Annotated in this window: 18 protein-coding genes and 1 pseudogene; 7 read left to right on the forward strand and 12 right to left on the reverse strand. The window is 69.6% G+C overall.

All coding sequences use genetic code 11. The features are described from left to right. Nucleotides 1-129: 129 nt before the first annotated feature. The 3 genes from OHT57_RS01490 to OHT57_RS01500 form a co-directional block, all read right to left on the reverse strand. On the reverse strand, nt 130-294 hold the full coding sequence (locus OHT57_RS01490; protein WP_328743978.1) for a hypothetical protein: 165 nt from the start codon (nt 292-294) through the stop codon (nt 130-132). Between the two features lie 90 nt (nt 295-384). Further along, nucleotides 385-831 carry a hypothetical protein gene (locus OHT57_RS01495; protein WP_328743979.1) on the reverse strand — a complete coding sequence of 149 codons (447 nt, stop codon included), beginning with the start codon at nt 829-831 and terminating at the stop codon, nt 385-387. A 408-nt stretch (nt 832-1239) separates the two neighbouring features. Continuing rightward, the gene (locus tag OHT57_RS01500; protein WP_328743981.1) at nt 1240-1692 is read right to left on the reverse strand and encodes a transposase family protein; all 453 of its coding nucleotides are present in this window, start codon (nt 1690-1692) and stop codon (nt 1240-1242) included. 88 nt (nt 1693-1780) lie between these two features. Here OHT57_RS01500 and OHT57_RS01505 point away from each other — a divergent pair, with 88 nt between their 5' ends. Next, the gene (locus tag OHT57_RS01505; protein ID WP_328743982.1) at nt 1781-2425 is read left to right on the forward strand and encodes a pentapeptide repeat-containing protein; all 645 of its coding nucleotides are present in this window, start codon (nt 1781-1783) and stop codon (nt 2423-2425) included. Between the two features lie 343 nt (nt 2426-2768). On the opposite strand, the gene OHT57_RS01510 is transcribed toward OHT57_RS01505, so the two are convergent. Next, a complete protein-coding gene (locus tag OHT57_RS01510) occupies nt 2769-3377 on the reverse strand; it encodes a TetR/AcrR family transcriptional regulator (RefSeq protein WP_328743983.1) in 609 nt (202 codons plus the stop codon). Nucleotides 3378-3532: 155 nt separating this feature from the next. On the opposite strand from OHT57_RS01510, the gene OHT57_RS01515 reads away from it, so the two are divergent. The 3 genes from OHT57_RS01515 (at nt 3533) to OHT57_RS01525 (ending at nt 5302) form a co-directional block, all read left to right on the forward strand. Then, on the forward strand, nt 3533-4246 hold the full coding sequence (locus OHT57_RS01515) for an SDR family NAD(P)-dependent oxidoreductase (RefSeq protein WP_328743985.1): 714 nt from the start codon (nt 3533-3535) through the stop codon (nt 4244-4246). Nucleotides 4247-4405: 159 nt separating this feature from the next. Then, a complete protein-coding gene (locus OHT57_RS01520) occupies nt 4406-4996 on the forward strand; it encodes a helix-turn-helix domain-containing protein (protein ID WP_328743986.1) in 591 nt (196 codons plus the stop codon). Nucleotides 4997-5041: 45 nt separating this feature from the next. Further along, complete coding sequence (locus tag OHT57_RS01525; protein ID WP_328743987.1) at nt 5042-5302, forward strand: LPXTG cell wall anchor domain-containing protein; 261 nt, start codon at nt 5042-5044, stop codon at nt 5300-5302. Here OHT57_RS01525 and OHT57_RS01530 read toward each other — a convergent pair. Beyond that, nucleotides 5212-5757 carry a hypothetical protein gene (locus OHT57_RS01530; protein WP_328753532.1) on the reverse strand — a complete coding sequence of 182 codons (546 nt, stop codon included), beginning with the start codon at nt 5755-5757 and terminating at the stop codon, nt 5212-5214. The two genes, OHT57_RS01525 and OHT57_RS01530, sit on opposite strands and share 91 nt — an antisense overlap. A gap of 74 nt (nt 5758-5831) precedes the next feature. Here OHT57_RS01530 and OHT57_RS01535 point away from each other — a divergent pair, with 74 nt between their 5' ends. The 3 genes from OHT57_RS01535 (at nt 5832) to OHT57_RS01545 (ending at nt 8378) form a co-directional block, all read left to right on the forward strand. After that, nucleotides 5832-6071, forward strand: coding sequence for a hypothetical protein (locus OHT57_RS01535; RefSeq protein ID WP_328743988.1), 240 nt, complete (start codon nt 5832-5834; stop codon nt 6069-6071). Between the two features lie 235 nt (nt 6072-6306). Further along, a complete protein-coding gene (locus OHT57_RS01540) occupies nt 6307-7356 on the forward strand; it encodes a substrate-binding domain-containing protein (protein ID WP_328743990.1) in 1050 nt (349 codons plus the stop codon). Next, nucleotides 7353-8378, forward strand: a complete 1026-nt coding sequence (locus OHT57_RS01545; protein ID WP_328743991.1) for a LacI family DNA-binding transcriptional regulator — start codon at nt 7353-7355, stop codon at nt 8376-8378. The genes OHT57_RS01540 and OHT57_RS01545 overlap by 4 nt, the downstream gene beginning before the upstream one ends. A 74-nt stretch (nt 8379-8452) precedes the next feature. Here OHT57_RS01545 and OHT57_RS01550 read toward each other — a convergent pair whose 3' ends face one another. From OHT57_RS01550 to OHT57_RS01575, 7 genes and pseudogenes are all read right to left on the reverse strand, one after another. Continuing rightward, entirely contained in the window at nt 8453-8992 is a 540-nt protein-coding gene (locus OHT57_RS01550; protein ID WP_328743992.1) for a LacI family DNA-binding transcriptional regulator, read from the reverse strand. Next, nucleotides 8901-9455 carry a LacI family DNA-binding transcriptional regulator gene (locus OHT57_RS01555; RefSeq protein WP_328743993.1) on the reverse strand — a complete coding sequence of 185 codons (555 nt, stop codon included), beginning with the start codon at nt 9453-9455 and terminating at the stop codon, nt 8901-8903. Before OHT57_RS01555 ends, OHT57_RS01550 begins: the two co-directional genes overlap by 92 nt. A gap of 11 nt (nt 9456-9466) precedes the next feature. Continuing rightward, nucleotides 9467-11098 (reverse strand): transposase, encoded by a 1632-nt coding sequence (locus OHT57_RS01560; protein ID WP_328743994.1) that lies wholly within the window; start codon nt 11096-11098, stop codon nt 9467-9469. A gap of 246 nt (nt 11099-11344) precedes the next feature. Then, nucleotides 11345-12877, reverse strand: coding sequence for an alpha-N-arabinofuranosidase (locus OHT57_RS01565; protein WP_328743995.1), 1533 nt, complete (start codon nt 12875-12877; stop codon nt 11345-11347). A 120-nt stretch (nt 12878-12997) separates the two neighbouring features. Next, complete coding sequence (locus OHT57_RS47335; RefSeq protein ID WP_443053582.1) at nt 12998-13195, reverse strand: hypothetical protein; 198 nt, start codon at nt 13193-13195, stop codon at nt 12998-13000. Then, nucleotides 13183-14757: pseudogene (locus OHT57_RS01570) on the reverse strand (cellulase family glycosylhydrolase); the annotation flags it as partial. The pseudogene OHT57_RS01570 and the gene OHT57_RS47335, both read right to left, overlap by 13 nt. Before the next feature lie 46 nt (nt 14758-14803). After that, nucleotides 14804-16861 carry a glycoside hydrolase family 36 protein gene (locus OHT57_RS01575; RefSeq protein ID WP_328753083.1) on the reverse strand — a complete coding sequence of 686 codons (2058 nt, stop codon included), beginning with the start codon at nt 16859-16861 and terminating at the stop codon, nt 14804-14806. Nucleotides 16862-16944 lie beyond the last annotated feature (83 nt).

Below are 16944 nucleotides of genomic sequence, written 5' to 3' on the forward strand. Positions count from 1 at the left end.
GATCATCATCATGGGCACTGCCCCGGGTTCTCCGGTCGGCCCGCAGTCCCCAGTCGCCGCACTGCGGCGAACGGACACTCCGGGCCGTGGGGTCGTGCAGTACGCAGGTGCGTCAGGCCGGGACGGTCCTCACTGCTCGCTGGCATCCGGATCGCGTAGAGGTCTCAGTCCGCCGGGCAGGTCAGGAATCTGGAAGGAGTACCGGCCCAGCACGTTGATTTGCTGCCGTACAAACGGCGATAGGGCCACGTCCTCGTCACGGACGTCGAAGCCGTCCGCGCGCAGCTGGTTCACCGCGGCAGATCTTGGGGAGTCGTCGCAGAGCATCACCTCGATGTTCGATCGTGACGGGCCGGGCCGGGCCGGGTGACGCTGCGGCCGTCATCACCGTTGATTTCGAACCGTTGAGGCCCGGTCGTCGCTCATTGCGGTGTAGACGGTCAGAATCGATGCGACAGCGTCAACTTCGGCCGGTCCAACGATCCGCAGCCATGCGAGCTCGCAGAGTCCGTCGAACCGCCTGACGCGGTCAGCGGCATCCGCAGGCCATGGGTTCGGGAGTGCCGGGAGGTGGATCAAGGAGATCTCGTCGATGAAGTTGCCGTCGAGCGGCGGGCACTTGTCGACCGAGAGGTGGTGGAGATTGGAGAGGGAGATTACTACGTCCGGCTTGCACGGCCCTTCCCTGAGAGCAATCTCCAGGGAGTCTTCCTCGGCGAAGACATTGAACGAGATGCGACTGATGGAGTAGCCGACGCATGATACGAGCGTGCGTGCGGCGTTGGCGCATCGATTCTTGAAGGCGTCTCGCGCCTCAGTCGTATCTGTCACAGCGAGAGGCTACGAGCCCCGGTGGCCTGCGTCGATCGAGTTCGTTGGACCAGATCTACTGGTACGGGACGCTGAGGGTCACTGGAGCAGGATCATCTTGCGGAGAAGCTCGAATCGGGCTCGGCCGTAGAGCTGTCCCTTGATCTTCTTGATACGGTTCACGGCTCCCATCGACTGCATCGATCCAGGCAGGGAGCGTGGCACCCAGACGGTTGCTGAGTATCTCGCCGAAGTCGCGGACATACCCAGCGGCCGCGTCCAGTTCGGGACAGCGAGCCAGGACCTGCTTCAGATCGGTCCGGTCCTCCTCGGCCAGGGCCGTGGGGTGACGGGTGAGCCACCCGGCTTACAACCTTGGGAGCGATTGAGTTCGGGGCGTGTTGGCCTGGCGGGTTGGCTGGTGGGTGATCAGCAGGCGGCCTGCCGGGCGAGCACCAGTTCCGTGCTCGACTTGCGGCGGGTTGCCCGCCGGGCGGAGCGGTCAGAGACCAGGGCGGCGATCGCGAGGTGGGTCTCGGCGTAGGTCTCGCGGCAGCCGGTGAACCGCTGCAGGGGCCGCCACTGCTTGTACTCGGCGTTGGTGTGCTCTACGCAGATCCGCGCGGAGGACTGGCGGCGTCGCTGCTCGCGCCAGGCGTGGTGCTCGCCCAGCGGCGCGTCGTCCTTCAGTTTCTTCGGCGGAGCGCTGACCTGGCCGGGGAACTCGTTGGCCAGGCCCCGGTAGCCCTCGTCGACCTCGGCCTTGACCTTGGGGTGCCGGTGGAACTGCTCGGCGATGCCCTCGGTGCGCACGGCGGTCCAGTCGTGCATACGTCCCGGCCGGACCACACCGCTGAACAGCGGTGCGACCCTGCGGGTCACTGAAGGTCGTGGTCTTGACGGTGTTCTGCTTCTTCTTGCCGGAGACGAACGCCTTGCGGCCGGAGCGGTGGGCGCGGGGGCGGCAGACGTGCCCATCAACGACATCGCACCCCTGGAGACCCGCCCCGCCGACGCCCAGGTGGCGCTGACCGCGCTCGGCGTGCTGTGCCAGCACCGGGAGCAGTCCTGGGTCAACCTCAGCATCACCGACTTGCGCCGGGCCGACTGCGACGGACTGTGGTTCCCCGAGGTCAACTTCGACCGCGCCTGCATGGAGGCGGCGGGCCTGTACCACGCCAATCTGACCCAGGCGTCCCTGGTCTCGGTCAACCTGCGGCACGCTGACCTCACGACGGCGATTCTCCGCCGGGCTCGCTGCATTCTGGGCGACCTACGGGCCGCGAAGCTGGTCGAAACCGACTTGCGTGACGCCGACTTCACCGAGACCGACCTGCGCGAGGCAAACCTGCGCAAGGCCGACGCCCACGGCGCGGTCTTCCACCGCGCCGACCTCCGCATGGCCGACTTGCGCGGCACCGACCTGCGCACCGCCAACCTTGTCGAAGCACGCCTGACCGGCGCCCTGGCCAGTGAGCACACCCGCTGGCCCGACGACTTCGACCACACGGCCGCCGGAATCGTCGACACCGATGACCCCGGACCCGAGCCCTCGCCCCTACCCCAGCCGCCCGGGATGACGTGGCAGGCACCCCCGCTGAGGTCCAATCCCTGACCAGGACGCGCCGGTCAAGACTGCGGCGATCGCGATCCGCCTGACCGGCGTCACTCCGCCTCAGCGGCGTCCTGATTGCGCAGAGCTCCAGACCGCCAGGCAGATCCGGGAGCTGATATCGCTCCCAAGGTCGTTAGTGGTCGGCTCCGGAAGTCCTTCGGGGGTTGACTCGAGCACTCGACATGTGGAGTCCAAGTAGCGGAGCGGACGTGCCATCTCGTTGCGCATGACGCCAGCGTGGCCCATCTGAACCCAGCTGGGAGATCCAGATGTGGAACCGGTCTGTGGCAGCGGGTGTGCCCAGTTTCCGTCCACGGTTCCCGGGCCGGTCGGCCGCTGCGGGTCAGCCGCGCACCGCAGCCAGGCACTCGTCGTACAGGTCCATGATTTCGCTCTTGCCGCCGTTGGCGACCCACGTCATCGATGCGGCATCCAGGCATGCGAACGCCGTCGCGATCACCGCGCGGGCCCTCGCACCCTCGTTGCCGGCAGCAGCGTCCATGCGGGTCTCGATGAGCGGCAGCAGGTTCTCCTGGAACCGCAGTCGCTTTTCGAGCCAACCGGCACGCAGCGAGGCGGTGTTGTGCAGGAGGCGGAACCGCTCCAGGGCCTGCTCGCGGCTGTCATGCAAGGCCAGTACGGCAGCCACCCCTGCGCGCAGGGCCTCCCAGATACCGGCATCGGCGGGCTGTTCGCTGATCGTGTCCATCAGGACCTGCCCGAACTGGTCCTGGCCGCCGCCGAGAAGGTCCTCCTTGGTGCCGAAGTAGCGGAAGAGAGTGCGCTGGGAAACGCCGGCCTCCCGGGCGATCTGGGCGATGGTCGTCTCGTCGTAGCCCTGCTCGATGAACAGGCGCAGTGCCGTCTCGAGGATCTCCTGGGAAGCCAGCTGCCGTGTCCGGTCCCACAGCGTGGTCGGTGCGCTCGTCGCTGACTTGGCTTCCTGCTTCATGTCACCAGACTAGCCCAGCACTGCCAGTCTGGCAGTCACACGATGCTTGGCAGTCGCTGCCAACTTGTCGTACGCTGCCAGGGCGGTGCCGCAGCACCGCCAACTGCCCCACGGACAGAGCCGCCCCCGCCCAGAAGTACGCAAAGGAGCGCATCATGCCTGCACCCACAGCTTTGATCACCGGTGGAACCAGCGGCATCGGCAAGGCGACCGCCGAACTGCTCCACTCCCGCGGCTACCGCGTCATGGTCACCGGCCTCGGCAATGTCGCCGACGCCGGACTTCCCGAAGACGTCACGGCTGTCCGGGCCGACGCACGGTCCCTGCCGGACATCGACCAGGCGATCGACCAGGCGCGCCGACAACTCGGCTCCCTCGACCTGCTCTTCCTCAACGCGGGCATCTCCCGCCCCGGCCCGATCGAATCAACCGACGAAGACGCCTTCGACGCCCTGTTCGACATCAACGTCAAGGGACACTTCTTCACCCTGCAAAAGGCGCTGCCGCTCCTCAACGAGGGCGCCTCGGTCGTGTTCACCGTGGGCGCCGCCGAAGGGCTCGGGGCCGCGATGACAGCGGCCAAGGGCGCTCTGCTGCCCCTCATGCGGTCCCTCGCACTCGAACTCGCCCCCCACCGCATCCGCGTCAACGCGGTCAGCCCGGGACTGATCAACACCCCTGCCTACAGCAAGATGGGTGTCTCCCAGGAAATGATCGGCTCCTGGGCCCGGGACATCCCGCTCGGCCGCGTCGGCGCTCCCGCCGACATCGCCGAAGCCGTGGCCTTCCTCGCCTCGGACGCCGCCGGCTACATCACCGGCGACAACCTCACCGTCTCCGGCGGCATCGGTGTTCACTCCAACGCCTGACAAGTAATTTGGCTCCGACCTGGAAGCTTCACCGGCTCCAATGCTCAGGCTGTGGCCCGGGCGAGCCGACGGCCCGTGCGAGAAGCCGGCCCCGCCACTTCGTTCTCCACCACGGACAGATGGGCCGCCCTCCTTCCGCCCGTGTGCTCCGCCGCACCCTTGGAACTGACCGCTGGCGAGCGCCACCGGCTCAAGAAAATGGCCTACGCCCACAAGACCCCGCACCAGGCACGCCAGCGGGCGACGATCGTGCCCCTGGCAGCACGAGGCCGCAGCAACGCCCGGATCGCCGCCGAAACCCACCTGCACGTGGACACCGTGCGCCGCTGGCGCGGCCGATTCGCGGCCGGCCGGGTGCCCGCCCTGGCCGACCGCAAGCGATCGGGGCGGCCTCCGACATTCACCGCGCTGCAGATCGCCGAAGTCAAGGCACTGGCCTGCCAGTTGCCCACCGAGTTCGAAGCCCCGCTCTCGTGCTGGTCATGCCCCGAGCTCGCGCGCGAGGCCGTCACCCGGGCAATCACCGAGACGATCTCCGCCTCCACTGTGCGCCGCCGGCTCAGGGACGACGCACTCAAGCCCTGGCAGCACCGTTCCTGGATCTTCATCCGCGACCCGAACTTCCGCGCCATCGCTCAACGAGTCCTGGACCTCTACGCGCGCGTCTTCGATGGCACCCTGCTCGGAGAAGACGAGTACGTCGTCTCCGCAGACGAGAAGACCACGCCCACGCGTTTCACATGCAGCTGATCGACCACGACCCTTCAGCTGAAGCCCGCATCGGGGACTGCCGGCGTGCACAAGCCGTCGGTCGCCGCCACACCGACCGCCGCCGCGCCGGTTGTCTCCGCCTCCGGCACCATCGGCACTCGCGCGCAGGCGGGGACCGGCGCACCCGTCGCCCAGCCGACCCCGAGCAGCACGTCCGGCAGCCTGGCCTCCACCGGGGTGAGCAGCACGGTCACTTACAGCGCCCTCGGTGGCCTGCTGGCCATCATCGCCGGAAGCGTCCTGGTGCTTCGCGGACATCGCCGCAGGGCTTTGCACGGGAAGTGAGACCACGTGAAGGAGTGACCGACGGCCGGCAGCGACACCGCCCACCCGGGGAGTGCGCCCCGGCCGTCGGTCTCCGCTCCGGCGGCGGCGGTCCATCGGCCCGCGAAGCCGCCCCAGACCGAGACTGCGCCGCCCGCCTGCCCCTGTGCGTCCACGCGGTAGTTGTCGCCTGCGGCGCTGCGCGTACCCGTCGCGTGGTTGAACTGGACGGCGAACACGTGCTGGCCGGGCGGCACGGTACGTCCGGCTTTCAGCACCCACCGGTAGACCAGCGAATGTCCGGTCTGCTGGATGGTAACGCTGAAGTCGTCGCTGGGCAGGGTCCGCCAGCTGCCGGTCTGCTGCACCGAGCCGGTCAGCGCAACGTGCACCTCCACCGTGAGCGCGGTGAGCGGCCCGGCGTTCCTGAGCGCAAGGTCGTTCTGCTCCCAGTACGCCGTGCTCCGGACCTTCACCGAGCCGCGGCAGCGGCAACACCTGGTCCAACACCACAGGCGACACCGCCACCCTGAGCTTCGAGGGCAGCTACGTGGCACTGAACTCCACGGCCTGCAACGGCCAGGGCATCATGAGCGTCTCCGTCGACGGCGGCGCGGCCACCTCCGTGGACCTGTACCGCAGCTCCAGCCAGGGGGTGAACGCACCGGTGTTCACCGCCGACGGACTCGACCCGACCGCGACCCACATCCTCAAGGTCACCGTCACCGTCACCAAGAACCCGTCATCACAGGGCAATTGGGCCTCGCTGGTCGACGCGATCATCGCCTAGCAGCCGAGCAGGAACACCCGCGCGCCGGGCCCGGTCCACGGGGCCGGCGCGCGGGTGTGCGCAGCAGGAGGGCGCGCCGGCCCTCGAAGCCTGCCGAAAGGTCCCGCCCAGGCGAACCAATCCCTGCCCGGTGCTGAAGTGCCACAATGGCCCCGGCAGGCAGGCCGCCCCTCGGCCGGGCCTGTCCGGCAAGGGCGGCGGTCGTGGACGCACCGGCGTGAACCAGGAGGCGAATGTGACGGACAAAGGCGAGGGCGAGAACCCGTCCGCTTCGGGCGACACCCGGAGCTCCATCACGATCGCCTGCATGACCGATCCCGCCGACCTCCCGGCCCCTGCCCCGCAGCCGCCGACGCCGTCGGACGACCACCACGCCCTGCCGGAGCGCACCCGCGCCTGCGTGGAGGAACTGCTGCGGCACCACGGCGCCGACCAGCCGGGTGACAACAGCGAGCTCGTCGAGCTGGTTTTCCACGAGCTGACGAACATGTGGAGCGAGGAGATCCTGCAGGGTATCGAAGCCGTCGCGCGGGAGCAGCGGGTCGGGCTCGTGGTGAGCGGATTCGCGGCCCGTTCCGGTGAGCTGCTGCCCCTGCGCGCCGGAGCCCCCTGCCTGTCGGTGCGGCCCCTCCCGGCCTCGGCGCTCGAGCGGCTGACGGCGCGGGGCATCCCCTTCGTCGTCTACGACCCGATCACCGAGCTGTCGCAGGGCACGCCCTATGTCGGCTCCACGAACTTCCGCGGCGGCCAGGCGGCGACGCGGCACCTGCTGGGACTCGGACACCGCCGCATCGCCATGATCAACGGTCCTGACCACCCCTACTGTGTGGCCCGGCAGGCCGGCCACCTCGCCGCGCTGGCCGAGGCCGGCCTGTCCCCGGAGCCCGGGCTGACGCCCTGGACGCCCATCACCTTCGAGGACGGCCATGCGACCGCACGGCAGCTGCTCTCGCTCCCCGACCCGCCGACCGCGATCTTCGCCGCTTCCGACATGCAGGCGCTCGGCGTCTACCAGGCCGCCAGGGAGCTGGGGCTGTCCATTCCCGGCGATCTGAGCGTCGTAGGCTTTGACGATCTGCCGGTCGCGGCGCTGCTCGATCCTCCGCTGACCACGGTGCACCAGCCGCTGCGGGAGATGGCAGCCACCGCCGCCGGCCTGGCGCTCGCGCTGGGCCGGGGCGGGGAACTACCCCAGACCGGGGTGGAGATCGCCACCGCACTGGTGGTCCGCCAGAGCACCGCGCCTCCGCGGCAGCACGGCGGCACGACGAACGGGACGGCATGAAGGCGACGGACGACCGGGCGGAAGCGGGCGCGGAAGCGGGCGCCGTCACGATCGCGTACATCGCGGAATCGGCGGGCGTCTCCATTCCGACCGTGTCCAAGGTGCTCAACCGGCGCGGCGGCGTCTCGGACCAGACCCGCGCGCGCGTCGAGGAACTCATCACCCTCCACGGCTACCGCAAGCCGGTCGGCAACCGCAGCAACGTCGTGGAGCTGGTCTTCCGTGAGCTCGACAGCCTGTGGGCGGTTGAGGTCATCCGCGGAGTGGAGCGGGCAACGCGCAAGCACCGGGCCGTGGTGATGGTCTCCGAGGTCCGCGGTGACGGCCCACCGGGGCGCTCGATCGAGGAGACAGCCGGCCGCAGGCCGAACTGCGTCCTGGCGGTGAACCGGCTCTCGCCGGAGGAACGCGAGCAGCTGACCGCGGCGGGCATTCCCTTCGTCATCATCGATCCGCTCGACGACCTCCCCGACGAGGTGCCGTTCGTGGGTTCCACCGGCTTCCGCGGCGGGCAGGCCGCGATGCGGCACCTGCTGGACCTGGGGCACCGCCGCATCGCCATGATCAGCGGCACCGGCCAGCCCGTCATCGTGCCCCGGCAGTCGGGCTTCCTCGCGGCGCTCGCCCAGGACGGACTGACGCCCGATCCCGAGCTGCTGGCCGTTTCCCCCTTCACCCGCGAGGGCGGCCGGGCCGCCGCGCTCGAGCTGCTCGCCCTCCCCGAGCGGCCCACCGCCTTCGTCACCGTCTCCGACCCGCAGGCGCTCGGCGTCTACCAGGCCGCCGGAGAACTCGGGCTGTCCGTCCCCCGCGACCTGAGCGTGGTCGGCTTCGACGACCTGCCGATCTCCTCATGGGCCGAGCCGCCGCTGACCACGGTGCACCAGCCCCTCAACGAGATGGCAGCCGCCGCGACCGAACTGGCGCTCGCCCTCGGCCGTCGCGAGGAGGTCCAGCAGGGCGGCACCGAGATCGCCACGACCCTCACCGTCCGCGGCAGCACGGCCCGGCCGAAGCGCTGAGCATGTCGTAGTGGTCCTCCCAGCCAAACCTGATGGCCGGTCAGCAGCTCTGTGTCGGGCGGGCGGCTGCCGGGTCAGCCGCCGGTCGACTCCCGTACCACCAGGGAGAAGTGGCTGACGAACTCCTCCCGGTCCTGCGGGAGCTCGGCCTGGCCGATCCTCCGGGCGAGGAGCGCGACCGCCCGCTCGGCCATGGCGCCGTGATCCGGATCGATGGTGGACAGCGAGGGGACGAGGAACTCGCTGCTCTCGACGTTGTCGAAGCCGATCACCTTGACCTGCTCGGGGACCCGCACCCCGACGTCGGCGAGGCCGCGCAGCACGGCCATCGCCAGGGTGTCCGTCACGCAGAACGCACCGTCGAAGCCGAGCCCGCTCTCCACCATCTCCCGGGCGCCCTGTGCACCCGCCCGCATCGTGAACGCTTCCATGCTCTGGGTCAGAGCGGGATCCACCCGCAGACCGGCATCCTCCAGTGCCTGCCGGTATCCGGTGTGGCGCAGGCTGGACACGTCCACCTCTTCACCCACCGGCCCGCACAGGATCGCGATGCGCCGGCAGCCCCGATCGATCAGATGGCGCGTGGCCGCCCTCGACGCGTCGACATTGGGCATGGCGACGTGGTCCACCGGCCCCGATGATCAGCTCACCAAGGATGACCACCGGGTAGTCGACGTTGAGCCACTCGGCATCGGCCGAGCCCATGCCCACGGGGCTGAGGAGGAGTCCGTCGTACAGCCGGTTGCGTGAGAGGGACAGCGCCGCCAGTTCGTTCTCGCGCAGCGCACCGGTCTGCTCGATGCTCACCCGCAGGTCGTACCGCGCGGCCGCGGCGACGATGGCGGCAGCCAACTCGCCGTACGCACTGTTGACCCCCGGAATGGCTGGACGGATGGTGCCGGTCCGGCCCTTGCGCAGGTTGCGGGCTGCCAGATTGACGCGGTAGTCGAGCCGGGCCATCGCCTCGAGGGCCTTCTCCCGCGTCGCCCTGCGCACGTTCGGGTGATCATTGATGACATTGGAGACGGTCATCGCCGAGACCCCGGCGGCCTTCGTCACGTCCTGGATGGTTGCCACGTTTACCGTTCCTAGGGACTGAGCGGGTGTGAGTCCTGTTGCCAGGTCTCATGCTCGGCCGAACGCCCCGGACGGTGTTGGGCGTTCTGGTTGCCCGCGTTCGCTCCGCGTCCGGCGCTCACGGATCGTGTCCGTGGTCCGGGGATGCGGGGACGGGTTCCCTCACGCCCGGGGACACGCCGATCAGCCTGGGCGGTCCGATGCCCCACCGCATCACTCCGGTGTGGTGGGGGCGGTGCCGTCCGTCGCCGGATCGGGTGTCCCTGGGCGCGCCTTCCGATCGCCACGGCAGCAGCATCGTGGCGGGTGGTCTTACGGTTCTTCGTGGTGAGGGGCTTCTGCCAGTACTGCCCGCCCCACCGGCTGGTGTAGGCCGGGTCGACGGCGATGACCGCGATACCCGTGGCGTCGGCCATCGAGGCCAGCCGGGCGCGGAGTTTCCCGGTGGGCATGCCGGAGATCAGCTGCCGGAAGCGTTTCCTGCGGCCGTGTTTCTCCCGGGTCTTCTCCGCACCGAAGTCCAGATCCTCCACCGCAATCGCCTGCACACCACACATGCGGGCCCAGTGCAGCAGGCGGGTCAGGGCGTGTCGGACCTGGGCGTCACGGTGATCGGCGGTGCCGGTCAGGTCGTAGCAGAAGCGGAGCGGGGCGCCGGTCGGGTTGCCGTGGATGTCCAGGCGCCAGGCGGCCAGGTGGTCGGCGTTCATATCGACGCCGATCACGCCATGGGTGAGCACGGCGTCGATCGGGAGGGTCGGGGTGGGCGGGATCTGCCAGGACGCGGTCAGATACCAGCGGTTGCGGCCGGCGTCGTAGTGGATGCGGTAGGCGATCGCCCGGTTGGCTGCGACGCGATCCGCCCACTCGGTGCCCCGGTGCGCGAACGCGACCCGGCAGGCCAGGACATACCGTCCGTGCGGGGCATTCGCCAGATGGGCGAGCGGCGCGGGAAGCCTGATACTCACCTCACCGTCGGGGCTGATCCGGATCGTCTCGTTGCCGTACCGCTTGCCGGACTCACCGTCCGCCTGGCAGAACCAGCGCTCCGCCTCCCACCGCCCACGCCACGCGGACTCCGTGAGCTGGGCCGCCTCCAGGTGGTGCCGGGTACGGGCCAGACGCTTGCCGCCGCGTACGACGTGCACGATGCCGGCCTCGCGGTCGGCCCGCGCTGCCGTCAGCCGGTCCTCAAGCACCCGCAGCCGCCGGGACTTCGCATGCCACTCCCGCGCCGACCGGTACCCCCCGGGCGCCTTCTTCGTCCCCTTCTGCCCGACCGGCAGGGACAGCCGGTCCTCGATGGTGCGGATCCCCGCTTCCAGGTGCTGCAGGTGCGCCCACTGGCCACGGCGGGCCAGCGCCCACTGGTCGTGCGTGGCCTTGGTGATACTGCCCGCCCACCGCGACGACGACAGAGGCGTCAGCTCCCGCTTACGCACCGCCCACGCCTGACCGGAATGCGAAAGGCCGTCCCGGCAACGGGCCTTGAGATCCTTCGAGGCCAGCGACCCCAGATGCCTGCCCACCAGCCGCAGCATCATCTCGTCGTCGGGTGTCAGCTCCCTGAGGCGGGTCCGCGCGGCCACACCGCTGGGACCGGACGCGACGAACGGCGCGGCGAGACTCCTCAGTTCACCCACCCTGTCACCCCCGCCCGGCCCCACCCGAAGATCCCGTCGCCATGGGAAACGAGCGCCTCCCATGAAGGTCACGCATTCGATGCGAGAACGCCAGTTCCCCACTGAAACCGACACCACCACCGAGGCGCGTGACACAAGACAGACCAACAGCTCTCACTCCCGCTCGCCCAAACCCTCTTGAACGCACTCCAACGGCAGCAGCTCCAAACCCTCGGTCGATGGTGGGCGCAGACGCCGCGGCAGGCCTCAGCGCGGGTGGGCCACGGGTGCCTGGATGGTGAGGAACGAGTGCGGGGGAATCGTCAGCACCATTCCCTGGCCGGTTGACTTCACCGCGTCGAACGGGCGCGGGGCCACCGCCTCGGGCGTCTCCGCGGTGTTGTGGACCTGGAGCCGGTCCGCGGTCAGCAGGCGGCCGGTCGGCTCGCCGACGGAGCCGCCGCGCAGGTCGAGTGTCACCTCGGCGGGCTCCTGGGCGTCCAGGTTGGTCAGTGAGATCAGCACCGTGCCGTCCTTGATGCTGGCGGAGGCGGAGAGCGTGTCGAGTTCGCTGTCCCCCACCCGGCGCTGGGCGTTCTGGGCCTGCAGGTGCACGGCGAGCGAGGTGGCGTCCTGATGGCCCTTGTTCATTTCGAAGACGTGGTACGTCGGGGTCAGGACCAGCGCGTCGCCGTCGGTGAGCAGCATGGCCTGCAGGACGTTGACGGTCTGGGCGATGTTGGCCATGTGCAGGCGTGCCGCGTGCCGGTGGAAGATGTCGAAGTGGGTGCTGGCCACGAGGGCGTCGCGCAGGGCGTTCTGCTGGAACAGGAAGCCCGGGTTGGTGCCGGGCTCCGTGTCCCACCAGGTGCCCCACTCGTCCAGGACCAGCCCGACCCTGCGGCCCGGGTCATAGCAGTCCATGACCGTGGAATGGCCGGTGAGGATACGGTCGATCCGCTTGGCCTCCAGCATCGTGCGGTAGTAGTCGTCCGTGTCGAAGTCGGTGGCGCTGCCCTTCGCTTCCCACGGGCCGATCACCGTGTACTGGTGAACGGACAGGCCCTGGAAGAAGTTGCGGGGCGTTGCCTCGCAGCCGAAGCAGCTGATCTGCTGCATCAGCGTCTCGGTCCACTTGTAGTCGTCGCCGCTCGCGCCGGAGGCGATGCGGTACAGCGTGTTGCCGCTGTGGTCACGGCAGTACGTGGCGTACTGGCGGGCCAGATCGGCGGAATACTCCGCGCGCATGTTGCCGCCGCAGCCCCAGGTCTCGTTGCCGATGCCCCAGAACTTCACCCGCCACGGCTCCTCCCGGCCGTTGGCCTTGCGTAGCCGCACCATCGGGCTGTCGCCGTCACGGGTCAGGTACTCCACCCAATCGCTCATCTCCTGCACCGTGCCGGAGCCGACGTTGCCGCTGATGTACGGCTCCGCGCCGAGCAGCTCGCACAGGGCCATGAACTCGTGGGTGCCGAAGTGGTTGTTCTCCTCCACGTTGCCCCAGTGGGTGTTGACCATGCGGGGGCGCTGGTCCCGGGGGCCGATGCCGTCCTTCCAGTGGTACTCGTCGGCGAAACAGCCGCCCGGCCAGCGCAGGTTCGGGATGTTCAGCGCGCGCAGAGCCCGCACGACATCCAGGCGGATACCCCCCTCGTTGGGTATCGGCGAGTCCTCCCCGACCCAGAAGCCGCCGTAGATACAGCGGCCGAGGTGTTCGGCGAAGTGACCGTAGAGGTGGCGGTTGATCGTCGGGCCCTCGATGTCGAGGTTGATGACCGCGGTGGCGGTGGCGGTGGGCACGGGGTGGCTCCAGGGAGTGGGATTTGTATCGATGGAAGGGGCGGCCACGAGGGCTCCTCGGGGCCTGGGGAGCCCCGGCCGTCAGAGGTCTCCGACGGCCGGGGCGTGGTTGACGGGTGGTCAGCCGACGGTGCCGGTCACCGTGCTGCCGTTCTTGGTGACCTGGTAGGTGGCGGTCTGGCCGCTGTAGAAGTGGAAGACCAGCGTGGCTGTGTCGCCGTCACGCAGCGAGTTGAGGAACAGGGGGGGGGCAGCACGATCGTGCTGTTGGGGTAGTCGGGCGAGAACGTCTCGTTGAACGTCTGGTAGGGGGTCCAGTCGGTCGGGCCGGCGTTGGTGCCGTCGGCGTAGGTGGAGTGCATGGTCGCCAGGTTGTTGCCCCGGTACTGGGTGGGGATGGTCAGGCCGTCGGTGGTGCCATTGGCCGCCGCCACTGTCGGGTTGTCGTTGGTGACGATGTCGATGTTCCACGGCACCCCGGTGGAGAACCGGGCCTGGACCGTGGCGTCGGTACCGTAGGCGCGGTCGCCGACCAGGCGGGTCAGCGCACTGGCGGTGAAGGTCAGCGTGGTTCCGGAGACGGTGTAGTCCCTGCCCGGGCGCAGCTTGGTGTTGCCCTGCCACACGCCCAGGAAGTGGGTGCCGTTGAGGTTCAGGGTGAGCGACTCGGCGGTGATCGGGGCGGACTTGGAGACGAAGAGCTTGTCGAAGGAGGCCGTGCCCGAGCGGGTGGTCCAGCTCGACTTGATCATCGCGATGATGTCCGGGTCACGCCACTGGAGCGTTTCACGGTTCAGGTAGTTGAAGGCGTCCCACAGGGCGGTGGTGACGCCGTACTTGCGCGCCGCGTATCCCAGCTGCTCGTAGTACTTCAGCTGCTCGCCACGCTCGACTGATTCGGGCCAGAAGTAGTTGGGGCTGGTCAACAGGCCGTACTCGCCGAGGTAGACCGGGATGCCCTTGGCGACGAAGGTGTCGTGCATATCGGCGAAGGAGTCGTCCAGGTATTTCTGGGCGATGTCGCCGTACAGGGTGCCGCCGGCGATGTTCGCGCTGAACGGGTAGTAGCTGTAGAAGTGCACGGTCGCCACCAGCTGGCTGTCGTGCAGGGAGTTGATGGTGGTGGACAGGTCGTCCAGGAGGGGCTGGGCGCCATCGCCGCCCACGGTGGGCAGGACGAGCATCCTGGTCGCGTTCGCCCCGCCCGAGGCGCGGACCACGGTGTGGAAGGAGACGTTCAACTCGTTCAGGTACTGGGTCGCCTGCGCGGTCGTGGCACCGGGGAACCGCGGTTCGTTGATGCTCTCGAAGAGCAGGGTGCGCGGCTCGGACTTGAAGGCCTCGGAGATCTGCGACCAGGTGGAGGCGAAGCGGGGCATGACATTGTCATGGTCCGTGACGATGTTGTTGACCCAATTCACCGAGTCGTGGTGGGCGTCGAGCACGACGTACAGGCCGGCGGCCTGCGCCCAGTCCACGACCTGCTTGACCCGGGCCACAAAGGTGGCATCGATGGTGTACGGCGCGGTGGCGGACTGGTGGGTGCCCCAGGTCACCGGGATGCGGACACTGTGGAAGCCATTCGCGGCGATGGTGTCGAAGATCGCCTTGGTGGTCAGGGGGTTGCCCCAGGCGGTTTCGCTGGGGGCGTCCAGGGAGTTGCCCAGGTTCCAGCTGGGCTGCATCTGCGCCACGGCGTCGATGGCCTTGGCCGGGACGCTGACGACCGGGTGCCGCGCCGCGCCGTGGACGTCGGTGGCGCCGAACGCGGCGGTGCCGGACAGGCCCAGCATGACGGCCAGGGCCGTCAGCAGGGCGGCCAGGCGGCCGAGGCCGCGGCCTCTGGCGCGCCGGTGCGCGGGTGGCTGGATGTCGCTCATGCCATGTGCCTTTCTCGAGATGAGTGGATCTCTGGCGCAGTGCTGGTCAGGAAGTCTGCGTGGGGCGGGCCGACTGCCGGAGTCGCAACAGCACGGCGGACGGTGCCGCCGGCAGGGTCACGGTGAGCTCGGCCGCATCCGGATCCCAGGCGCAGTGCGGTCGCCCGCTGCTGGGGTAGAGCAGGTCGGTGCTGACATCGGCTCCCCGCAGCCGGGGCAGCCGCAGGACTGCGGTGTCGTCCGCTCCGGGGCGGCGCCAGACCGTGAGGTAGGTGGTGGCCGGGGTGTGCAGGGCCAGGGCGATCCATGGGTCCTCCCAGGCCGGCAGGCCGAGCGGCCAGGCGGGGACGGCCTGCGGAAGGTCGGCGCGAATGGACTTGTACACCGCCACCCCCTCATGGACCAGCGCTCGTTCCCCGGCCCCGAGCTCGGTGATCTTCCCCGAGAGGTGGATGCGGCCGAGGAGGGCGTTGGCCATGGTGAAGGCGACCTCGTCGGGGGAGTCCTTGGCCTGCGGGTAGGCCCAGACCGCACCCTGTTCGGGGGTGACGGCGGTGGGCGCGGAGGCGGCGATCGGCGCATAGAGCAGCAGGTCCTCCTGGTCGCTGGTGGAGTGGAGCTGCAGCCGCGAGAGCATGGCGTGGTCGGTGCGCATGCCGCCCGAGGCGCAGCTCTCGATCACCAGGTCCGGGTAGCGGTCCAGGACGCCGTCCAGCCAGTCGAGCAGGGCCCGGTTGTGGCCCAGCAGCCCGTCGGCCGGGGCCTCCCCGGGGTGGCTGCTGGTGCCGCGGGCGAAGTCGGTGTTGTGGTCGAGCTTGAGGTAGCCGACGCCCCACTCGCCGACCAGGCGGTCCACGACCTGGTCGAGGTGGGCCCGGGCGGCGGGATGGCGCAGGTCGAGGTGGTACCGGTTGCCGCCATCCCCCTCACGCTGCCCGTCGCGGCAGAAGAACGCCTCCTCCGGCAGGGACTTGGCGACCGGGCTGGACACGCCGACCCCCTCCGGTTCCAGCCAGATGCCGGGCACCATCCCCCGCTCCCGGATGCGGTCCAGGACCTCGTGGATCCCGCGCGGCCCGGGGAAGCGGCTGGCGGCCGGTTCCCAGGTGCCGACAGTGCTCCACCAGTGGCCGTTGTCCTCGTCGTACCAGCCGGCGTCGATGACGAAGTACTCCGACCCCGCCTCGGCCGCAGCATCGACCAGTGGCAGCAGCTTGGCCGTGGTGGGGTCGCCCATCAGGCAGTTCATGTAGTCGTTGAAGATCACCGGCAGGTGGAGGTGGTCCCGGTGCGGGCGGCGGGTGATCCGGCGGTACCGGGTGAGCACGGCGAACGCCTCGTCGGGGCCGCCGTCCGCAGCGAAAGCGAGCGCCACCGGTACCGTGCGGAACTCGGCCCCCGGCTCCAGCAGGTGCCGCCAGCTGTGATTGGCGTCGGTGGGACCGAACAGCGCCACATAGGCCGTCTCGTCACGGACGCCGCACTCCGAGCGCCAGCCTCCGCCGTTGTGCTCGATCTGCCACAGCCAGGTGCGACCCGATTCACGGTCGGTCAGGCCGCCCATGGGGAGGAACCGGCTGCTGGACCGGACGCCCCGGCCGGTCATGACCCGGCCGTTGAGGGCGGGCGAGGAGTCCCGCAGCTGCTCCTGCTTCCAGCGGAGCTCGGTGAACCACTCGTTATCCGCCCACATCAGGTCGGCGGAGTCCAGGCCCGCCGGTCCGTCCTGGGTGAGGCCGCCGGTCACCAGCGAGCTGACCGACTCCAGTTGCAGCGCACCCGGCCCTTCGTTGCGCAGGAGCACCTCGCTGCGCAGCACCGGCAGGCCGTCCGGGGAGCGGTAGCGCACCTCGGCGGTGAGCCCGATGCCGGGGTCGTGGAGTTCGACGCTCAGCGTGTGCCAGTCGCCGTCACGGCCCGCGCGGTGGGAGCGGTGGCGCAGCCGCGAGGCGAGGTCGGTGCCGATGAGGTGCCGGCCCTGGCCCCCCGCCGTCACCTCGACCAGCGGCAGCGGTGCGCCGGGGCGCCTCGCGCCGTCCGCCTCTTCGGGTGTCCCGAGGTGGACGAGTCGGGCGGCGCCGTCCTCGTCCAGGGCGATCTCCATGGCCAGGGCCGGGTGGCCCCAGCGGATCGTCTGCGCTGTGCCGTGCGTCACTGGGGTACGTCCTCTCGGGTGGTGCCGGGCGC

Source organism: Streptomyces sp. NBC_00285 (assembly GCF_036174265.1).
Classification (GTDB): Bacteria; Actinomycetota; Actinomycetes; order Streptomycetales; family Streptomycetaceae; genus Streptomyces.